We start from the raw sequence: 18,821 nt of genomic DNA, 5'->3' as shown, positions 1-18,821 counted from the left end.
CGGAGACAACCCCCATGAACCGCAGTCCCTGGACGCAAGCCCGCCGCGCCGCGCGCATGAACCCGTCCATCATCCGAGAGATCCTGAAGGTCACCGAGAAGCCTGGCGTGCTGTCGATGGCGGGCGGCCTGCCCAGCGCGGACACCTTCCCGGTCGAGGCCATCAAGACCGCCTGCGACCGGGTGCTGACCCACAACGCCAAGGAAGCGCTGCAGTACGCCGCCAGCGAAGGCTTCGCGCCGCTGCGCGAGTGGGTCGCGGCCAAGGTCGCGACGCTGGGGATCCAGGCCTCGCCGGACCAGGTGCTGATCACCAGCGGCTCGCAGCAGGGACTGGATCTGGTGGGCAAGCTGCTGTGCGACGCCGGCGCGCCGGTGGCCGTCGAGACCCCGACCTACCTCGGTGCGCTGCAGGCCTTCACGCCCTACGAGCCGATCTTCGCCAGCCTGGCCAGCGACGATGAAGGCCCGCTGCCTTCGGCCATCGAGGCGCTGCCGCACGACGCGCCGGGCACGCGCTTCGCCTACCTGCTGCCGAACTACCAGAACCCGACCGGCCGCGTGATGAGCGCCCAGCGCCGCGAGGCCGTCGTCGCGGCCGCGCGCAAGGCCGGCGTGCCCATCGTCGAGGACAACCCCTACGGCGACCTCTGGTTCGACCAGCCGCCGCCGGCCTCGCTGAGCTCGCTGTGGCCCGAGGGCAGCATCTATCTCGGCTCGTTCTCCAAGGTGCTGACGCCGGGTTTCCGCCTGGGCTACATCGTCGCGCCCAGCGAGATCTATCCCAAGCTGCTGCAGGCCAAGCAGGCCGCCGACCTGCACACGCCGGGCTTCAACCAGCGCGTGGTGCACGAGGTGATCAAGGGCGGCTTCCTGGACGAGCACGTGCCCAAGATCCGCGCCCGCTACAAGGCCAATCGCGACGCGATGGCCAAGGCGCTGGCCGAGTGCCTGCCCCCGGGCTGCGAGTGGCAGGTGCCCGAGGGCGGCATGTTCTTCTGGATCCGCCTGCCCGAGGGCCTGGACGCGATGACGCTGCTGCCGCGCGCCGTCGATGCCGGCATCGCCTACGTGCCGGGCGCCGCGTTCTACGCGCACCAGCCCGATCCGCGCACGCTGCGCCTGTCCTTCGTGACGCTGACGCCGGACCTGATCGCCGAAGGCGTCGACAAGCTCGGCCGCATGCTGCACGAGGCGCTCGCGCTGACGACCGCCGAAACCACGCCATGAGCGAGGCGCGCCCGCCGCTGCCCTTCGAGCCGGTGCTCGACGAGCACTGGACCGAGGCCGACCTGGACGTGATCCACGGCTTCATCGGCCGCACCTACTGGGCGGCTGGCATCCCGCGCGACACGATGCGCCGCGCGATGGCGGGCTCGCTGAACCTGCTGCTGCGCGGGCCGTCCGGCGCGGTGGTGGGTTACGCCCGCGTGGTCACCGACCGCGCCACCTTCGCCTACCTCTGCGACGTCTTCGTGCTCGAGGACTGGCAGGGGCGGGGGCTGGGGGACTGGCTGATCGCGCGGGTCGTCGCGCACCCGGCGCTGCAGGGGCTGCGACGCTTCTCGCTGTTCACCAAGGACGCGCACGCGCTGTATGCGCGCCACGGATTCCAGCCGCTGGCGGCGCCGGACCGCGGCATGGAGCGGCTCCGTCCCGACGTCTACCGCGCCGCCCCCTGAGGCCGGCGTAGGGGCGATGTCCCCTGTTTCTGGCACCCGATGCCGCCTGTCACTCGCACGTCAGGCGGGGCGGGCCGACTTCACCGTTCCCGATCGAGGGTCTTCATGTCCGAACTCCGCCGTTTTGTCCAGGTCGACGTCTTCACCGCCGAGGCGCTGAAGGGCAACCCGCTGGCCGTCGTGGTCGACGGCGCGGGCCTGGACGAGGCCACCATGGCCGCCTTCGCCCGCTGGACCAACCTGTCCGAGACCACCTTCCTGCTGCCGCCGACGGATCCGGGCGCGGACTATCGCGTCCGCATCTTCACGCCGGGTGGCGAGCTGCCGTTCGCCGGCCATCCGACGCTGGGCTCGGCCCATGCCTGGCTGGCCAGCGGCGGTGATCCGAAGCAGCCCGGCGAGGTCGTCCAGCAGTGCGAGATCGGGCTGGTGCGCATCCGGCGCGACGGCGGCCGGCTCGCCTTCGCGGCGCCGCCGCTCAAGCGCGAGGGGCCGGTCGAGCCGGCCCTGCGCGAGCAGGCGCTGCGCGCGCTGCGCCTGGAGGCCGCCGAGCTGCTGGACCTGGTGTGGGTCGACAACGGCCCGCAGTGGATGGCGGCGCGGCTGCGCTCGGCCGAGGCGGTGCTCGCGCTGCAGCCGGACTTCGTCGCGATGGACGGCCTGAAGCTGGGCGTCGTGGGCGCTTATCCTGCGGGTTCGCCACAGCAATTCGAGGTCCGGGCCTTCGTGCCCGGGCTCGGCGTTCCGGAAGACCCGGTCACGGGCAGCCTGAACGCGGGTCTGGCACTATGGCTGCAGGGCGCCGGTCTGGCGCCCGACCGCTATGTGGCCGCCCAGGGCGCCGCCCTCGGGCGCGCCGGCCGGATCCATGTGGCACGCGAAGGCGCGCATTGCTGGATTGGCGGCGATGTCACGCCGTTGATCCACGGTCAGGTGAGGTTGTGAAGCCATGAGCATGGAAGTCGATCATCTCGTTGTCGCCGCGAACACCCTGGAGGAGGGGCGCGCCTGGTGTGAACGTGTCCTCGGGGTCACGCCGCAACCCGGCGGGCGCCATGCGCTGATGGGCACGCACAACCTGCTGCTCAACATCAGCGCGCCGCCAGCGTATCCCCGCTGCTATCTGGAAATCATCGCCATCGATCCCGAGGCGCCGGATCCCGGCCGGCCCCGCTGGTTCGACCTGGACCAGCCCGCCGTGCGCGAGCGCCTGGCGCAGGAGGGCCCGGCGCTGCTGCACTGGGTGGCGCGCGTGTCCAGCCTGGATGCGACGCTGGCGACCTGGTCCGGCGAGGGCATCGATGCGGGCGAGGCCGTCGAGGCCGGACGCGGCGACCTGCGCTGGCGCATCGCGCTGCGCGAGGACGGCCGCCGGCTGCGCAAGGAAGGCCTGCCGGTGCCGATCGAGTGGCAGGGCGACGCCCATCCCACCGACAAGCTGCCCGAAAGCGGCGTCCAGTTGCTGAGCTTCGAAGCCCGCGACGGCCTGCGCGCCGAGCTCTCGACGCCCAAGGGCACGGTCGAGCTGGAGGCGATCGAAGGCACCTTGTCCGACGCGCCGACGCAGTCGGGTGATCTCGACGACGTGCCGGCCTGATGGGCACCCAGGACCTGTTCCGCGAGGACGCGCAGTTGCGCGAGTGCGAGGCGACGCTGCTGCGCGCCGACGAGCGCGGCCTGCTGCTCGACCGCACGGTGTTCTATCCGCAGGGTGGCGGCCAGGCCGGCGACGCCGGCACGCTGACGCTGCCCGGCGGACGCGAGCTGGTGATCGCCGACACCCGCAAGGGCGAGGGCGGCGAGATCCTGCACCTGCCCGCGCCGGATCAGGACCTCGCCGGCCTGGCGGTCGGCACGCCGGTGACGGCCCGCATCGACTGGCAGCGCCGCCACGCCCACATGCGCTTCCACACCGCGACCCACCTGCTGTGCGCGCTGGTGCCGCATCCGGTCGACGGCTGCTCGATCACGGCGGGCTATGCGCGCTTGGACTTCCACATGACCGACGCGCTCGACAAGGACGCGCTGACGGCCGGCATCGCCCGGCTGGTGGCCGAGGCGCGCCCGGTCAGCCACAGCTGGATCAGCGATGAGGAACTCGACGCGAATCCCGGACTGGTCCGCAGCATGAGCGTCCAGCCGCCGCGCGGCTCGGGCCGGGTGCGCGTGCTCAAGATCGACGGCGTCGACCTGCAGCCCTGCGGCGGCACGCATGTGGCCAACACGGCCGAGATCGGCGCGGTCGTCGTCACCAAGATCGAGAAGAAGTCGGCGAAGACCCGTCGCGTGGTGCTCGGCTTCGCCAGCGACGCCGCCGCGGCGCCTTCGGCATGAGCGCGCTGCGCGTGCTCGGACGCGCGGCGTCCATCAACGTGCGCAAGGTGCTGTGGACCGGCGTCGAGCTGGGCCTGGACCTGGTGCGCGAGGACGTCGACGTCAAGGCCGATGCTTTCCGCGTGCTCAATCCCAACGCGATGATGCCGGTGCTCATCGATGCGCAGGCGGGTCCGGGCGCTGACGCCGGCACGCCGTTCTCGATGTGGGAAAGCAACAGCATCTGCCGCTACCTGGCCCGCCGCGAGGGCCGCGAGGACCTGCTGCCCGACGAGCCGCGGCGTCGCGCGCTGGTCGAGATGTGGATGGACTGGCAGGGCGGCGAGCTGAACAACAGCTGGCGTTACGCCTTCATGGCCCTGGTGCGCAAGAGCCCGCTGCATCAGGACCCGGCGCAGATCGAAGCCGGCATCGCCCATTGGAACCGGCACATGACGATGCTCGACGGGCAGCTCGAGCGCTCGGGCGGGCCCTACGTGCTGGGGGCGACCTTCACCCTGGCGGACGTGGTGCTCGGCTTGTCCGCGCACCGCTGGCGCGCCGCGCCCATCGCGCATGCGAGCCTGCCGGCGGTCAACGCCTGGTACGAGCACCTGCTGGCGCGCCCGGGATTCGCCTTGCACGGCCCGGCCGCGGGCCCCTGAGCGCCGTCGTCCTCGACGCCGCTCTCCAATCCGAGCGCTTGAACGCGGGAGCGGCCTCGCTACACTCGCCCGCTGTGGACACGCCTGACATACGACTGATCTGCCCCGATTCGCCTGCGTTGTGGGAAGAAGCGCGCGCGATCCTGCGCGAATACGCGCAGAGCCTGGACGTGGACCTCTGCTTCCAGGGCTTCGAGGAAGAACTGGCCTCGCTCCCCGGCGAGTACGACGCGCCCCAAGGCACGCTGCTGCTCGCGCTGGTGGACGGACAGGTCGCCGGCTGTGGCGGGTTCCGGCCGCTCATGGACTCGGACTACGCCAACGCCTGCGAGATGAAGCGGCTCTTCATCCGCCCCGCCTTCCGCCGTTTCGGCCTGGGCCGCACGATGGCGCAGGCGCTGATCGATCGCGCCACGAGCGCCGGCTACTCCAACATGCTGCTGGACACGCTCGACGACATGGAGGCCGCGCGCGACCTGTACGAGAGCCTCGGATTCGAAGAGATTCCGCCGTACTACTTCAATCCGATCGCCGGCGCGCATTACCTGAAGGTCGACCTGGCCTGATCGAGGCGTCCACCCCGTCGGCCGCGCGGTTTCCGGTTTCGCCGGGTTACCGGCATAGCATCGCGCCATGACCTCGCAGCCTCATGCCGACCCCACGACGTCCACGGACGAGTTCTTCCGCCTCGAGCCCGCGTCGCTGACGCCGGCGCTGCTCGGCGAGTCGCCGTTCTGGCATCCGCTAGAGCAATGTCTCTATTACGTCGACATCCCGGGCAAGGCGTTGTTCCGGCTCGACAGCGGCGCGGCGACGCCGACCCGCTGGGCGCTCAACGACGAGCCGGGCTGTGTGGTGCCGCTGGTGGGCGGCGGCCTGCTGATCCCGCAGCGCAACGGGCTGTGGCGCTTCGATCCCGCCACCGGCGAGTACCTGAAGCTGCTCGACCCGCCGTACGACGCCTCGAAGCGGCGCTTCAACGACGGCAAGGCCGACGCGCAAGGGCGCCTGTGGGTCGGCACGATCGATGACGCGCGCCAACCCGAGTCGGCGCTCTATTGCCTGCGCGAGGGCGTCTTCGTCCCGATGAAGGACGGCATCACCACCTCCAACGGCCTGGGCTGGAGCCCGGACGGCCGCTCGATGTACTGGGCCGACACCAAGGCGCACGAGATCTACCGCATGGCCTTCGACGCCGCCAGCGGCGCGCTTGGCGAGCGGGAGGTGTTCGCGCGATTCGCGCCGCGCGGCGCCGATCAGCCGCTCGAGACCTATGGCGGCCGGCCCGATGGCGCGGCGGTCGACGTCGAGGGCGGTTATTGGGTCGCGATGATGGAAGGTCAGCAGCTGCTGCGCCTGTCGCCGTCGGGCGAGCTGCTGACGCGGGTCGAGTTGCCGGTGCGCTGCGCCACGATGCCGACCTTCGGTGGTGCGGACCTGCGCACCATCTTCGTCACCACCGCACGGGAAAAGCGCAGCGAGGCGGAACTCGCCGCCCAGCCCTGGGCAGGGTGCGTGCTCAAGATGCGGGTGCCGGTGGCGGGCTTGCCGGTGCAGTTCGCGCGCTGGCCGGGCTGAGGTCGACCGAGGGTGCGGTGGCGCCATGACGGCGCGGCCTGCGCCGATCGGGTCGAGGGCAATCCCGAGTGGCGGCAAAGGGGCAGGTGTTGCGTGCGCACCTCGCGCCCCGTCGTGGCGGACACCCCGCCAGCCTCGATGAACACGGCGCGCGCCCGGCTATGCGGGCTTCGCACGGCCTGTCAAGTCGGCGCCGATGCGCTGCCGCCGCAGCCTGTTAAGGGTCTGTAAGGTCAGACCCCCTATAATCCCGTGGTTTTGCCGCTCGCCCCTTGAAGCCGTGAATCCCGATCCAGCGCGCGCATCCACTGCGCCGCCCGCCGAGCCGCTCCGGACCACTCCGCCCCATCAGGCGAAGGACCGAGGCGCCGCCAGCCAGGATCCCTGGGACGATGGAATCGAAGGAGATGCGGACGGCGAACCGGCTTTCAAGCCCCTGACGCGAGAACAAGCGCAGGACTTGCGGGCCCGGCTTCCGGCGATGTCCGTCTGGTCCTTGTTGATCTGGCAGGCGGCGGCGGGAGCGGTCATGGTCGCGCTGTGGGGTCTGCTGTCCCTGCAAGCCGACAAAACCTGGTCGGCGCTGTTCGGTGCCGCCTCGGTCGTCCTGCCGAACGCCCTGATGGCGTGGGGCATGACGCGGCGATCGGCGAGGGACGCGGGCACTCCGATGCTCACGTTCGCGGTCTGGGAGCTGGTGAAGATCATTCTGGCGGTCGCCATCCTGGTGGCGGTCGCCGCGGGTTTCCCGTCGTTGAGTTGGGCAGCGTTGCTCTCGACCCTCGTCGTGACCCTGAAGGCAAATTGGCTGGCCCTGCTTCGGCGGGGTCGAATCAGAAAATAGAGACGGAAAGCAACCATGGCAGCAGAAGGGCACGCGCCGACCTCGGGTGAATACATCACCCACCATTTGCAGCATTGGCAGAAGAACTTCCAGTTCGAGGACGTCAAGCAGGTCGACATCGTCGACTTCAGCGTCTTCAACTTCGATTCGCTCATTTATTCGACCGTGCTGGGCCTGCTCGCCGTGTTCCTGCTGTGGCGCGCCGCACGCAAGGCGCATGCCGGCGTGCCGGGTCGCTTCCAGGCCGCCGTCGAGATCCTGGTCGAGATGGTGGACAACCAGGCCAAGGCCGTCATCCACAACGAGAAGAGCCGCAAGGTCATCGGCCCGGTCGCCTTGACCGTGTTCGTGTGGATCTTCTTCATGAACTTCATGGACATGCTGCCGGTGGACTGGCTGCCCACGCTGTTCACCAACTACGTCGCCCACGACGCGCACCACGCCTATCAGCGCGTCGTGCCGACCGCCGACCTGTCGACCACGCTGAGCATGTCCACGTTCGTGCTGCTGCTGGTGTTCTTCTACAGCTTGAAGATCAAGGGCGTGGGCGGCTGGGGCCATGAACTGATCTCCGCGCCCTTCGGCGCGCACCCGGTGCTGTGGCCCTTCAACTTCGCCATGCAGGTCATCGAGTTCATCGCCAAGACGGTGTCTCATGGCATGCGGCTGTTCGGCAACATGTTCGCCGGCGAGCTCGTGTTCATGCTGATCGCCCTGATGGGCGGCGGCTGGGCCCTGACCGGCACCGGCATCGGCCTGGCCATCGGCCATGTGCTCGCCGGCACGGTCTGGACGCTGTTCCACATCCTTGTGATCACGCTGCAGGCCTTCATCTTCATGATGCTGACGCTGATCTACCTGGGCCAGGCGCACGACGCGCACTGATCCGGCTGGACACGGCTACTTCGATTTCCCGATTCCCTTTCCCTTTCCTTTTTATCTAACTCTCTCAGGAGCAAAACATGGAAAACATCCTCGGTCTGGTCGCTCTGGCTTGCGGCATCATCGTTGGTCTGGGCGCGATCGGCGCTTCCATCGGCATCGCGCTGATGGGCGGCAAGTTCCTGGAGTCCTCGGCTCGTCAACCCGAGCTGATGAACGAACTGCAAACCAAGATGTTCATTCTGGCCGGCCTGATCGACGCGGCCTTCCTGATCGGTGTCGCCATCGCGCTGCTGTTCGCGTTCGCCAACCCATTCGCCGCCACCTTCCTGTCCACCATCGCTCGCTGATAGGCCCGTCCCTTTCACGACTGAAAGGATCGTGCCGTGAATATCAACGCTAGCCTTTTCATTCAGTGGATTCCGTTCGCCATCCTGGTGTTCGTCACGATGCGGTTCATCTGGCCGCCGATCGTGAAGGCGCTGGACGAGCGCGCGGAGCGAATCCGCACTGGCCTGGCGGCTGCTGACCAGGCGAAGGCCGAGCTGGCCAACGCCAACAAGAAGGTCGACGAGCAACTGGCGCAGACCCGCAACGAAACCACGAAGCTGCTGTCCGACGCCGAGAAGCGCGGCGCCGCCATCGTGGACGAAGCGAAGAAGCGCGCGGAGGACGAAGGCGCCAAGATCATCGCCGCTGCGAAGGCCGAGGCCGAGCAGCAGTCGGTGCGTGCCCGTGAGGCCCTGCGCGAGCAGGTCGCCGCGCTGGCCGTCAAGGGCGCCGAGCAGATCCTGCAGCGCGAGGTCAATGCCAGCGTGCACGCCGAATTGCTGAACCGTCTCAAGACGGAGCTGTAATCATGGCTGAACTCGCAACCATTGCCCGTCCCTACGCCGAAGCGCTGTTCCAGGTCGCGTCCTCGCAGGACCTGAAGGCCTGGAACGAGCAGTTGGCCGCGCTGGCGCTCGTCGCCGGCGACAGCCAGCTGCGCCAGTTCGCCGAAGACCCGAAGGTGGGCACCGACCAGGTGTTCCAGGTCATGTCGGCGGCCAGCAAGCAGACGCTGCTGCCCGGCGTGCAGAACTTCCTGCGCGAGGTGATCGCCAACGGCCGCCTGTCGGCGCTGCCGGCGATGGTCCAGCAGTTCCACGAACTGGCCAACGCCGCTTCCGGCGTGTCCGATGCGCAGATCTTCAGCGCCTACCCGATCGAGCCGGCCCAGCTGGCCGACGTGGTCGCGTCGCTGGAGAAGCGCTTCGGTCGCAAGCTGCAAGCCCGCGTCGAGCTGGAGCCTGGCCTGATCGGCGGTATCCGTGTGGTGGTCGGCGACGAGGTGCTGGACACCTCGGTCAAGGCCCGCCTGGAACGCATGAAAGTGGCGCTGACGGCCTGAGGCGCAAGCCTCCGGTCCCAGCCCGACTGCCAAAGATCCCCCCGATTCACCCTGGTGTCCCGCTTCGGCGGGATGCCGTTGGGAGCAAGCAATGCAACTGAATCCCGCTGAAATTTCCGAACTGATCAAGAGCCGCATCGAAGGCCTTGGCGCGTCCACCGACGTGCGCAACCAGGGCACCGTGGTGTCCGTGTCCGACGGCATCGTGCGCGTGCACGGCCTGTCCGACGTGATGCAAGGCGAAATGCTGGAATTCCCGGCCGCCGCCGATGGCTCGCAGACCTTCGGTCTGGCGCTGAACCTGGAGCGCGACTCCGTCGGCGCCGTGATCCTGGGCGCCTACGAGCACATCGTCGAAGGCGACACCGTCAAGTGCACGGGCCGCATCCTGGAAGTGCCGGTCGGCCCCGAGCTGATCGGCCGCGTCGTGAACGCGCTGGGTCAGCCGATCGACGGCAAGGGCCCGATCAACGCCAAGATGACCGACGTCATCGAGAAGGTCGCCCCGGGCGTGATCGCCCGCAAGTCCGTCGACCAGCCGGTGCAGACCGGCCTGAAGTCGATCGACTCGATGGTGCCCGTCGGCCGTGGCCAGCGCGAGCTGATCATCGGCGACCGCCAGACCGGCAAGACCGCCGTGGCGATCGACGCGATCATCAACCAGAAGGGTCAGAACATGACCTGCGTGTATGTCGCGATCGGCCAGAAGGCTTCGTCGATCAAGAACGTCGTGCGCGCGCTGGAAGCCGCCGGCGCGATGGAATACACCATCGTCGTCGCCGCCTCCGCCTCTGAATCCGCCGCGATGCAGTACGTGTCGGCCTACTCGGGCTGCACGATGGGCGAGTACTTCCGCGACCGCGGCCAGGACGCGCTGATCGTGTACGACGACCTGTCCAAGCAGGCCGTCGCCTACCGCCAGGTCTCGCTGCTGCTGCGCCGCCCGCCGGGCCGCGAAGCCTTCCCCGGCGACGTGTTCTATCTCCACAGCCGCCTGCTGGAGCGCGCCGCCCGCGTCAACGCCGAGTACGTCGAGGCCTTCACCAAGGGTGAAGTCAAGGGCAAGACCGGCTCGCTGACCGCGCTGCCGATCATCGAGACGCAAGCCGGCGACGTGTCCGCCTTCGTCCCGACCAACGTGATCTCGATCACCGACGGCCAGATCTTCCTGGAAACCAACCTGTTCAACGCCGGCATCCGTCCCGCGATCAACGCTGGTATCTCGGTGTCGCGCGTCGGTGGCGCTGCCCAGACCAAGCTGATCAAGTCGCTGTCCGGCGGTATCCGTACCGACCTGGCCCAGTACCGTGAGCTGGCCGCGTTCGCGCAGTTCGCCTCGGACCTGGACGCCGCGACCCGCAAGCAGCTGGACCGCGGTGCCCGCGTGACGGAACTGCTGAAGCAGGCGCAGTACAGCCCGCTGTCGATCAGCCTGATGGGCGCGTCGCTGTACGCGGCCAACAAGGGCTTCATGGACGACATCGAGGTCAAGAAGGTCCTGGCCTTCGAGCACGGCCTGCACCAGTTCCTGAAGACCTCGCACGCCGCCCTGCTGACCAAGCTGGAAAGCGACAAGGCCATGGACAAGGACGCCGAAGCCGAACTGAACGCCGCGATCACGTCGTTCAAGAAGTCCTTCGCCTAAAGCAACCATGACCGGGTCTCGCTGAAGTCAGGCAAGACCCGGCCCTCACAGGAGAAATCATGGCAGCAGGCAAGGAAATTCGCGGCAAGATCAAGTCGGTCGAGAACACCAAGAAGATCACCAAGGCCATGGAAATGGTCGCCGCTTCGAAGATGCGCAAGGCGCAGGATCGGATGCGCGCGGCCCGTCCGTACGCGGAGAAGGTCGGCAACATCGCCGCCAACCTGTCCAAGGCCAACCCCGAGTACCGCCATCCGTTCATGGTGTCGCATGCCGACGCCAAGACGGCCGGTTTCGTGGTGGTCACGACCGACAAGGGCCTGTGCGGTGGTCTGAACACCAACCTGCTTCGCGCGACGACCAGCAAGCTCAAGGAAATCGAGCAGGCGGGTCAGAAGGCGGAAGTGGTCGCGATCGGCAACAAGGGTCTGGGTTTCATGAACCGGATCGGCGCCAAGGTCGTCGCGCATGCGACGCAGCTTGGCGACAGCCCCCAGCTCGAGAAGCTGGTCGGCCCGGTCAAGACGCTGCTGGACGCTTACGCGGAAGGCAGGCTGTCGGCGGTCTATCTCTGCTACACGCGCTTCGTCAACACGATGAAGCAGGAGCCGGTGGTGCAGCAACTGCTGCCGCTGACGGCCGAGTCGCTGGAGACGGATGCCGCGGGTCACGCATGGGACTACCTGTACGAGCCCGATGCCCCGACGGTGATCAACGAACTGCTGGTGCGCTACACCGAAGCCCTGGTCTATCAGGCCGTGGCGGAGAACATGGCGTCCGAGCAATCGGCGCGCATGGTGGCCATGAAGGCCGCGACCGACAACGCCGGCACGCTGATCGGTGAGCTGAAGCTGGTCTACAACAAGACCCGCCAGGCCGCGATCACCAAGGAACTGTCGGAAATCGTCAGCGGCGCGGCCGCCATCAGCGGTTGATCCCGGCGATCGATCGCAGGCAACAGATTTGGAATTGAAGGAACGAAAAAATGGCTAACACTCAATCGGTGGGCAAGATCGTTCAGTGCATCGGCGCCGTGGTCGACGTGGAGTTCCCGCGTGACCAGATGCCGAAGGTGTTCGACGCCCTGAAGATGGAAGGCTCGGCCCTGACGCTGGAAGTGCAGCAGCAGCTGGGCGACGGCGTGGTCCGCACCATCGCGCTGGGCTCGTCCGACGGCCTGCGCCGCGGCACCGAGGTCTACAACACCGGCGACACCATCCAGGTGCCGGTGGGCCAGGCGACCCTGGGTCGCATCATGGACGTGCTGGGCAACCCGATCGACGAGCGCGGCGACGTGGCCCGCGATCAGGTCGCCTCGATCCACCGCAAGGCCCCGGCCTACGACGAGCTGAGCCCGTCGCAGGAACTGCTGGAAACCGGCATCAAGGTGATCGACCTGATCTGCCCGTTCGCCAAGGGCGGCAAGGTGGGTCTGTTCGGTGGCGCCGGCGTCGGCAAGACCGTGAACATGATGGAGCTGATCAACAACATCGCCAAGGCTCACTCGGGTCTGTCGGTGTTCGCGGGTGTCGGCGAGCGTACCCGTGAGGGCAACGACTTCTATCACGAGATGTCCGACGCGGGCGTCGTGAACCAGGACGACCTGAGCGCGTCCAAGGTCGCGATGGTCTACGGCCAGATGAACGAGCCCCCGGGCAACCGTCTGCGCGTGGCGCTGACCGGCCTGACGATGGCCGAGTCCTTCCGCGACGAAGGCCGTGACGTGCTGTTCTTCGTGGACAACATCTACCGCTACACGCTGGCCGGTACCGAAGTGTCCGCGCTGCTGGGCCGCATGCCGTCCGCGGTGGGCTACCAGCCGACGCTGGCCGAGGAAATGGGCCGCCTGCAGGAGCGGATCACGTCGACCAAGGTCGGCTCGATCACCTCGATCCAGGCCGTGTACGTCCCCGCGGACGACCTGACCGACCCGTCGCCGGCGACGACCTTCGCCCACTTGGACGCCACCGTGGTGCTGTCGCGTGACATCGCCTCGCTGGGCATCTACCCGGCCGTGGACCCGCTGGACTCGACCTCGCGTCAGATCGACCCGAACGTCATCGGCGAAGAGCACTACAACACGACGCGCTCGGTGCAGTCGGTGCTGCAGCGCTACAAGGAACTGCGCGACATCATCGCGATCCTGGGCATGGACGAGCTGTCGCCGGAAGACAAGCTGGCCGTGGCCCGCGCCCGCAAGATCCAGCGTTTCCTGTCGCAGCCGTTCCACGTCGCGGAAGTGTTCACCGGCTCGCCCGGCAAGTACGTCCCGCTGAAGGAAACCATCCGCGGCTTCAAGATGATCGTCAACGGCGAGTGCGACCACCTGCCGGAGCAGGCCTTCTACATGGTCGGCACGATTGACGAGGCCTTCGAGAAGGCCAAGAAGATCCAGTAAGACGTCGCGGACGGCGCGCTGGCGTCGTTGCCGTGCTCGCCGGACTCCCAGTCCGGCTCCGCGCGGCGCCTAGCCAGCCCACCGTCCGCTCGCTTACTGGACCTTCTTCCCGCGGTGGCGAAGGCCTGCCGCGGCAAACTTAAGGAAACGCAATGGCAACCCTCCACGTGAACGTGGTCTCGGCGGAAGAGCAGATCTTCTCGGGCGAGGCGAAATTCGTGGCGCTGCCGGGCGAAGGCGGCGAGCTGGGCATCCTGCCCAAGCACACCCCGCTGATCACCCGCATCAAGCCGGGCGCGGTGCGTATCCAGCGTCCCAATGGCGATGAAGAGTTCGTCTTCGTCGCCGGCGGCCTGCTGGAAGTGCAGCCGGACGTCGTGACCGTGCTGGCCGACACCGCCATCCGCGGCAAGGACCTCGACGAGGCCCGTGCCGAGGCCGCGAAGAAGGCCGCCGAGGAAGCGATGAAGAACGCCAAGAGCGACATCGACTTCGCCAAGGCGCAAAGCGAATTCGCGGCCATGGCCGCGCAGATCGCCGCGCTGCGCAAGTTCCGCGCCAAGCGCTGAGCCCCTCCCCGCGGTGCGGCCTCGAGACGTCGAGGCCCGTCACCGCGACGACAATCGACGGCAGGCCGTGCACCCCGCACGCCTGCCGTTTCTCATTGGGTCGCGGTTTTCACGGCGGCCCGCCCCTTCGCATGAGCACTCCCATCTCCATCACCCGCCACCAGGGCCTCGAGGCCATCGAACTCCGTGCGCCCGATGGCGCCCGCGCGACGCTGCTGCTGCATGGCGCGCACCTGGTGTCCTGGGTGCCCGCGGGCGCCGACGAGCAGCTCTACCTCTCCCCCAAGAGCGCCTTCGCCACCGGCCAGGCGATCCGCGGCGGCGTACCGGTGATCTTTCCGCAGTTCGCCACGCGCGGCCCGCTGCAGCGCCATGGCTTCGCGCGTGGGAAGCCGTGGCAGCTGGTCAGCGCCGAGTCCGGCAAGGACGACGCATTGGCCGTGCTGCGCCTGAACGACGACGGCGCCACCCGAATGGTCTGGCCGCATGCCTTCGAAGCCGAGATCAGCATCCGGATCGCCGGCCGCGCGCTCGAGATCGAACTCGCCTGCGAGAACCAGGGCGACGCGCCGCTGTCCTTCAGCGCCGCGCTGCACACCTACCTGCGGCTGACGCAGATCATGTCGGCGTCGGTCCAGGGCCTGTCCGGCCTGGCGTATTGGGACTCGACGATCGAACGCGCCGCCACCCAGCACGAGGACCTGCTGCGCCTGGACGGCGAGACCGACCGCATCTACCAGGACGTGAAGCACGGCCTGACCCTGCGCGACGGCGACCGTCGTCTGGCGATCCGCCAGCAGGGCTTCGCCGACGCCGTGGTCTGGAACCCCGGCCAGGCCAAGGGCGACGCGCTTCCCGACATGCCCGAAGGCGGCTGGAAGCAGATGCTCTGCGTCGAAGCGGCGCAGGTGCTCAAGCCGGTCGAACTCGCGCCCGGCGAGAGCTGGGCCGGCATGCAGACGCTCGAACTGCTCTGAGCGCGCGTCCCCCGCGAATGCGGGGGCGCTGTTGCTTTGACCCGTAGCTTCCGGGTTCGCACGTAGCGCGCGAGAGGCGCCCTCGGCAAGAATCGCTCCCGCCAATACATAACGATTCCAGTCCGAGGGAGGAAGCATGCGCAGCTCCATTCGCGCCGCGGCGGTGCGCGTGACCGCTTTGGTCACCGCCGTCGCCTTCGTCAGCGCTTGCTCGACCGCGTCGAAGGACATCTCCGCCACCTATGTCTCGCCGTCGCAATACAGCAGCTACGACTGCACGCAGCTGACCGCCGAGACCCAGCGCCTGCAGGCGCGTTATCTCGAGCTCGGTGGCCGCCTCGACCAGGCTGCCACCAATGACAAGACCCTCATGGGGGTCGGCCTGATCCTCTTCTGGCCGGCGCTGTTCGCACTGGGCGGGACCAAGTCGCAGGAAGCGGAGTACGGCCGCCTGCGCGGCGAGTACGACGCCGTCCAGCAGACCTTGATCCAGAAGCGCTGCGCCAGCAACGACACCCTGGCCGCCGTGTCGCCGGCAGGCCCAGGAACGCCTGCATCCCAGGGCGCCGCACCGGCGGTGGCCACCGTGGCCGCGGCTGATCCGGCCGCCTTCGCCCCGATTCCTGTCGACGCCGCTGCCAGCGCCGTCCGCTGACCTTTTCCATACCAAGGCCACCCGGCCGTTTCAACTCAGAGGAGTACCCATCCCGTGACTTTCCTGCACCGCGCCGCCCAACTGGCCGCCCTGTCCGCCGCCGTCCTGCTCGTGGGCTGCGCCAGCCCCGCCCGCACCGACCAGATGCAAGTCAGCAGCTCGCTGCAGGTCCGCACCGCGGCGTCGCAGTCCGAGCTGAAGGAAAACATCGGCATCAAGGACGTGACCGGCGGCAAGGACACCAATCCGATGTGGGTGTCCAACGTGTCGAGCGCCGACTTCGAGCGCGCACTCGAAGCCTCGCTGAAGGATGCCGGCCTGCTGTCGGGTAACCGTCAGGGCAGCAAGTACACGTTGACCGCCGACATGAAGAAGCTGGACCAGCCGCTGTTCGGCGCCAGCATGACGGTCACGGCCACCGTGAAGTACACGCTGGTCGAGCGCGCCACCGGCAAGGCCGTGTTCGAGCGCGACGTCGCCGTGCCGTTCACCGCCGAGTGGAACGCCGCCTTCCTGGGCACCGAGCGCCTGAAGCTCGCCAACGAAGGCGCGATCCGCAGCAACATCACGCAGCTGATCAACGACCTGGTCGCGCTGAAGGTCGCCTCCGCCGGCGTGCAGCTGACCAAGTGAAGCAGGGCGCCGGCACGCGGGACCGGGACGGTCACCGCGCGCGGCGCGCTAAGCTGCGGGCTCCCTCATCTCAGGAGCCCGCATGCCCGACAAGAGCAAGCTCTCCAAGTCCGACTACCTGGACCGCCTGCAGCCGATGCAGGTCGAGCTGAACAACCTGGCCCGGTGGCTGCAGCACACGCGCAAGCGGCTGCTGGTGATCATCGAAGGCCGCGACACCGCCGGGAAGGGCGGCGTCATCAACGCGATCTCCGAGACGCTCAATCCCCGCCAGTGCCGCACCGTCGCGCTGGGCAAGCCCAGCGAGCGGGAGCAGGGCGAGTGGTACTTCCAGCGCTACCTCACCCACCTGCCGTCCGCCGGCGAGATCGTGCTCTTCGACCGCAGCTGGTACAACCGCGCCGGCGTCGAGGCGGTGATGGGCTTCTGCACGCCGCGGCAGACCGAGGACTTCCTCGAGCAGGCGCCGCGACTGGAGCGGCTGCTGGTCGACGACGGCCTGCTGCTGTTCAAGTACTGGCTCACCGTCGACCAGGAGCAGCAGGAAGAGCGCTTCGCCGAACGCGCCGAGGATCCGCTCAAGCAGTGGAAGCTCTCGCCGATCGACCTCGAGGCCCGCAAGCATTACCAGGACTACGGCCGTGCGCGCGACCGCATGCTCGAGCACACGCACACCAAGCACGCGCCCTGGACGCTGGTCGACTTCAACGACCAGCGCCGCGGCCGGCTCACGCTGATCCGCCACCTGCTCGACCACCTGCCGGACGTGACCGTGCCCGCGAAGGAACTGGTGTTCCCCAAGCTCAAGGGCGGCCCGAAAGCCGAGCGCTTCGGCTGGAAGCTCAAGCCGATCAAGAGCCTTTGAGCGCTTGCGGACTGCGACCGCCGCTGGCCCTCACCCCCAACCTCTCCCGCAAGCGGGCGAGGGGGTAATACGGCACAGCATTAGCATGAATTCCCTCTCCCGCTTGCGGGAGAGGGCTGGGGTGAGGGCCAGCGGCCGCCGCAGCAAGCCCTACAGCACGACGACCGCGTCCGGCAGCTCATTGCGCGGCACCGCGCCCGCTTCGGGCGGGAAGTGCTCCGCGAGCAGGGCCTCCACCGCGCGGATCGCCTCCACCAGGCCTTCCTCGAAGCGGCCATCGCGCAGCGACTGCCGCAGCCCGTCGACGATGGCCTGCCACTGCGCCGCACTGACGCGCCGGTTCAGCCCGCGGTCCGCGACGATCTCGATCGCGTGCTCCGCCAGCAGCAGGTAGACCAGCACGCCGTTGTTGTGCTCGGTGTCCCACACGCGCAGCTTGCCGAACAGCGCCAGCGCCCGCTGCCGCGCGGACAGGCCGCGCCACAGGTAGCTGACCGGCAGGCTGGCCTCGACGCACACCCGGATCTCGCCGGCATGGCGCAACTCGCTCTCGGTCACCCGCGCGGACAGCCGCGCCAGCGCCGCCGCGGGCAGCACGCGACGCACGTCGGCCTCGTCCCAGAAGCGATGGCGGAAGAACCGCCCCAGCCGGCTGGCGTCGCCGGCGTGGCGCGCCTCGTGATCGGTCCGTCGGTTCATCACCAGTCTCCCGAGGCGCCACCGCCGCCGAAGTCGCCACCGCCGCCGGACGAGAAGCCGCCGCCGTCGCCGCCGCCCCAACTGCCGCCGCCATCACCGCCGCCACCGCCCCAGATGATCGGTGGCGCGATGCCGCCCGATCCATGGGCGCTGCGCCGGTAGGCGCCGGAGGATCCCGAGCCGCGTCGGGCCGCGCCGATGCCGAGCACGCCCACCAGGATCAGCGAGGCGATCGCCGCGCCAGCGCCCAGCAGCAGGCTGCCGCTCAGCCCCCAGCCGACCGCGCCAGCGCCGGCGCCGGTGAACAGGCTGCCGAGCTTGCGGCCGAAGATCGCGGTGAGCAGCGCGCCGGCCAGCGGCACGCCGAGGAAGGCGATCATCGCGATCTCGCCGAGGTCGATGCCGTGACCGCCCGTCGATGGCGCCGGTCGCTGCGTCGGTGCGGGCAGGTGCTCGCCTCGGATGCGCGCCTGCAGCGAGTCGATCGCCCGGTTCAATCCGCCAGCGTAGTCGCCGGCCTTGAAGGCGGGCGTGATGTCGCGCTCGATGATCTGGCGCGCGGCCAGGTCGGGCACCGCGCCTTCCAGCGCCTTGGCGGTCTGGATGTTGATGCGCCGGTCGTTCTTGGCCACGACGATCAGCAGCCCGTCGCCGACGTCCCGCCGACCGATCTTCCACTGGTCGCCGACCCGCTGCGCGTAGGCGGCGATGTCCTCGGGCGCGGTCGTCGCCACCATCAGCACGACGATCTGCGGCCCGGCCTCGCGCTCGAAGGCGGCGAGCTTGGCATCGATCGCCTGCTGCTGCGCGGCGGTCAGGGTGCCGGTCTGGTCGATGACGCGACCGCTGAGCGCGGGGACCGCCTGCACGTCCTGCGCCCGTGCGCGCGGCAGCAGGCCGACGCTCATCAGCAGGCCGAGGCAGGCGAGCGCGAACACGCGCAGCAGCGCGGACCAGCGCGCGGGACTGGCGCCGGCGTTGTTCATCACCGGGAGTCGCGCCGCCACCGAGGCCGCCCGCATGC

At 68.6% G+C, this 18,821-nt stretch carries 23 protein-coding genes; 21 read left to right on the top strand and 2 right to left on the bottom strand.

The window, feature by feature from the left end; all coding sequences use genetic code 11:
• Window positions 1–14: 14 nt before the first annotated feature.
• From FHT38_RS21040 to ppk2, 21 genes are all read left to right on the top strand, one after another.
• The gene (locus tag FHT38_RS21040; protein WP_091728453.1) at window positions 15–1,229 is read left to right on the top strand and encodes a PLP-dependent aminotransferase family protein; all 1,215 of its coding nucleotides are present in this window, start codon (window positions 15–17) and stop codon (window positions 1,227–1,229) included.
• Window positions 1,226–1,681 carry a GNAT family N-acetyltransferase gene (locus tag FHT38_RS21035; RefSeq protein ID WP_147239842.1) on the top strand — a complete coding sequence of 152 codons (456 nt, stop codon included), beginning with the start codon at window positions 1,226–1,228 and terminating at the stop codon, window positions 1,679–1,681. The genes FHT38_RS21040 and FHT38_RS21035 overlap by 4 nt, the downstream gene beginning before the upstream one ends.
• Before the next feature lie 105 nt (window positions 1,682–1,786).
• Window positions 1,787–2,626 carry a PhzF family phenazine biosynthesis protein gene (locus tag FHT38_RS21030; RefSeq protein ID WP_091728443.1) on the top strand — a complete coding sequence of 280 codons (840 nt, stop codon included), beginning with the start codon at window positions 1,787–1,789 and terminating at the stop codon, window positions 2,624–2,626.
• Window positions 2,627–2,636: 10 nt separating this feature from the next.
• Window positions 2,637–3,278 (top strand): VOC family protein, encoded by a 642-nt coding sequence (locus tag FHT38_RS21025; RefSeq protein ID WP_255488880.1) that lies wholly within the window; start codon window positions 2,637–2,639, stop codon window positions 3,276–3,278.
• Entirely contained in the window at window positions 3,278–4,015 is a 738-nt protein-coding gene (locus FHT38_RS21020) for an alanyl-tRNA editing protein (protein ID WP_183493101.1), read from the top strand. Before FHT38_RS21025 ends, FHT38_RS21020 begins: the two co-directional genes overlap by 1 nt.
• On the top strand, window positions 4,012–4,659 hold the full coding sequence (locus tag FHT38_RS21015) for a glutathione S-transferase C-terminal domain-containing protein (RefSeq protein WP_183493100.1): 648 nt from the start codon (window positions 4,012–4,014) through the stop codon (window positions 4,657–4,659). Before FHT38_RS21020 ends, FHT38_RS21015 begins: the two co-directional genes overlap by 4 nt.
• Before the next feature lie 74 nt (window positions 4,660–4,733).
• Window positions 4,734–5,225 (top strand): GNAT family N-acetyltransferase, encoded by a 492-nt coding sequence (locus tag FHT38_RS21010; RefSeq protein ID WP_091728426.1) that lies wholly within the window; start codon window positions 4,734–4,736, stop codon window positions 5,223–5,225.
• 67 nt (window positions 5,226–5,292) lie between these two features.
• Window positions 5,293–6,237 carry an SMP-30/gluconolactonase/LRE family protein gene (locus FHT38_RS21005; RefSeq protein ID WP_183493099.1) on the top strand — a complete coding sequence of 315 codons (945 nt, stop codon included), beginning with the start codon at window positions 5,293–5,295 and terminating at the stop codon, window positions 6,235–6,237.
• Window positions 6,238–6,718: 481 nt separating this feature from the next.
• The gene (locus tag FHT38_RS21000) at window positions 6,719–7,081 is read left to right on the top strand and encodes an ATP synthase subunit I (RefSeq protein ID WP_091728419.1); all 363 of its coding nucleotides are present in this window, start codon (window positions 6,719–6,721) and stop codon (window positions 7,079–7,081) included.
• Between the two features lie 15 nt (window positions 7,082–7,096).
• A complete protein-coding gene (gene atpB / locus FHT38_RS20995; protein WP_091728416.1) occupies window positions 7,097–7,966 on the top strand; it encodes a F0F1 ATP synthase subunit A in 870 nt (289 codons plus the stop codon).
• A gap of 77 nt (window positions 7,967–8,043) precedes the next feature.
• Entirely contained in the window at window positions 8,044–8,313 is a 270-nt protein-coding gene (atpE, locus tag FHT38_RS20990) for a F0F1 ATP synthase subunit C (RefSeq protein WP_091728411.1), read from the top strand.
• Window positions 8,314–8,349: 36 nt separating this feature from the next.
• The gene (locus FHT38_RS20985; protein WP_147239847.1) at window positions 8,350–8,820 is read left to right on the top strand and encodes a F0F1 ATP synthase subunit B; all 471 of its coding nucleotides are present in this window, start codon (window positions 8,350–8,352) and stop codon (window positions 8,818–8,820) included.
• Between the two features lie 2 nt (window positions 8,821–8,822).
• On the top strand, window positions 8,823–9,356 hold the full coding sequence (locus tag FHT38_RS20980; RefSeq protein WP_091728405.1) for a F0F1 ATP synthase subunit delta: 534 nt from the start codon (window positions 8,823–8,825) through the stop codon (window positions 9,354–9,356).
• A gap of 91 nt (window positions 9,357–9,447) precedes the next feature.
• Window positions 9,448–11,001 carry a F0F1 ATP synthase subunit alpha gene (atpA, locus tag FHT38_RS20975; RefSeq protein WP_091728401.1) on the top strand — a complete coding sequence of 518 codons (1,554 nt, stop codon included), beginning with the start codon at window positions 9,448–9,450 and terminating at the stop codon, window positions 10,999–11,001.
• A 59-nt stretch (window positions 11,002–11,060) separates the two neighbouring features.
• Window positions 11,061–11,936, top strand: a complete 876-nt coding sequence (atpG, locus tag FHT38_RS20970; protein ID WP_091728397.1) for a F0F1 ATP synthase subunit gamma — start codon at window positions 11,061–11,063, stop codon at window positions 11,934–11,936.
• Window positions 11,937–11,986: 50 nt separating this feature from the next.
• Window positions 11,987–13,399, top strand: coding sequence for a F0F1 ATP synthase subunit beta (gene atpD, locus FHT38_RS20965; protein WP_091728394.1), 1,413 nt, complete (start codon window positions 11,987–11,989; stop codon window positions 13,397–13,399).
• Between the two features lie 152 nt (window positions 13,400–13,551).
• On the top strand, window positions 13,552–13,968 hold the full coding sequence (locus tag FHT38_RS20960) for a F0F1 ATP synthase subunit epsilon (protein WP_091728389.1): 417 nt from the start codon (window positions 13,552–13,554) through the stop codon (window positions 13,966–13,968).
• Window positions 13,969–14,099: 131 nt separating this feature from the next.
• Window positions 14,100–14,945: a D-hexose-6-phosphate mutarotase gene (locus tag FHT38_RS20955; protein ID WP_183493098.1), complete on the top strand. Its 846-nt coding sequence runs from the start codon at window positions 14,100–14,102 to the stop codon at window positions 14,943–14,945.
• A gap of 136 nt (window positions 14,946–15,081) precedes the next feature.
• Window positions 15,082–15,600 (top strand): hypothetical protein, encoded by a 519-nt coding sequence (locus FHT38_RS20950; RefSeq protein WP_183493097.1) that lies wholly within the window; start codon window positions 15,082–15,084, stop codon window positions 15,598–15,600.
• Between the two features lie 54 nt (window positions 15,601–15,654).
• Window positions 15,655–16,233 carry a hypothetical protein gene (locus FHT38_RS20945; protein WP_147239849.1) on the top strand — a complete coding sequence of 193 codons (579 nt, stop codon included), beginning with the start codon at window positions 15,655–15,657 and terminating at the stop codon, window positions 16,231–16,233.
• A gap of 82 nt (window positions 16,234–16,315) precedes the next feature.
• Window positions 16,316–17,098 (top strand): polyphosphate kinase 2, encoded by a 783-nt coding sequence (gene ppk2, locus FHT38_RS20940; protein ID WP_147239850.1) that lies wholly within the window; start codon window positions 16,316–16,318, stop codon window positions 17,096–17,098.
• Between the two features lie 150 nt (window positions 17,099–17,248).
• On the opposite strand, the gene FHT38_RS20935 is transcribed toward ppk2, so the two are convergent.
• Window positions 17,249–17,797: a TPM domain-containing protein gene (locus FHT38_RS20935; RefSeq protein WP_183493096.1), complete on the bottom strand. Its 549-nt coding sequence runs from the start codon at window positions 17,795–17,797 to the stop codon at window positions 17,249–17,251.
• Entirely contained in the window at window positions 17,797–18,819 is a 1,023-nt protein-coding gene (locus tag FHT38_RS20930) for a YgcG family protein (protein WP_404932652.1), read from the bottom strand. The genes FHT38_RS20935 and FHT38_RS20930 overlap by 1 nt, the downstream gene beginning before the upstream one ends.
• Window positions 18,820–18,821 lie beyond the last annotated feature (2 nt).

Source organism: Mitsuaria sp. BK041 (assembly GCF_014193085.1).
Taxonomy (GTDB): domain Bacteria; phylum Pseudomonadota; class Gammaproteobacteria; order Burkholderiales; family Burkholderiaceae_C; genus Roseateles.
Note: the sequence above shows the minus strand (reverse complement) of the source record. Positions and strands in the feature narration are given on the sequence as shown.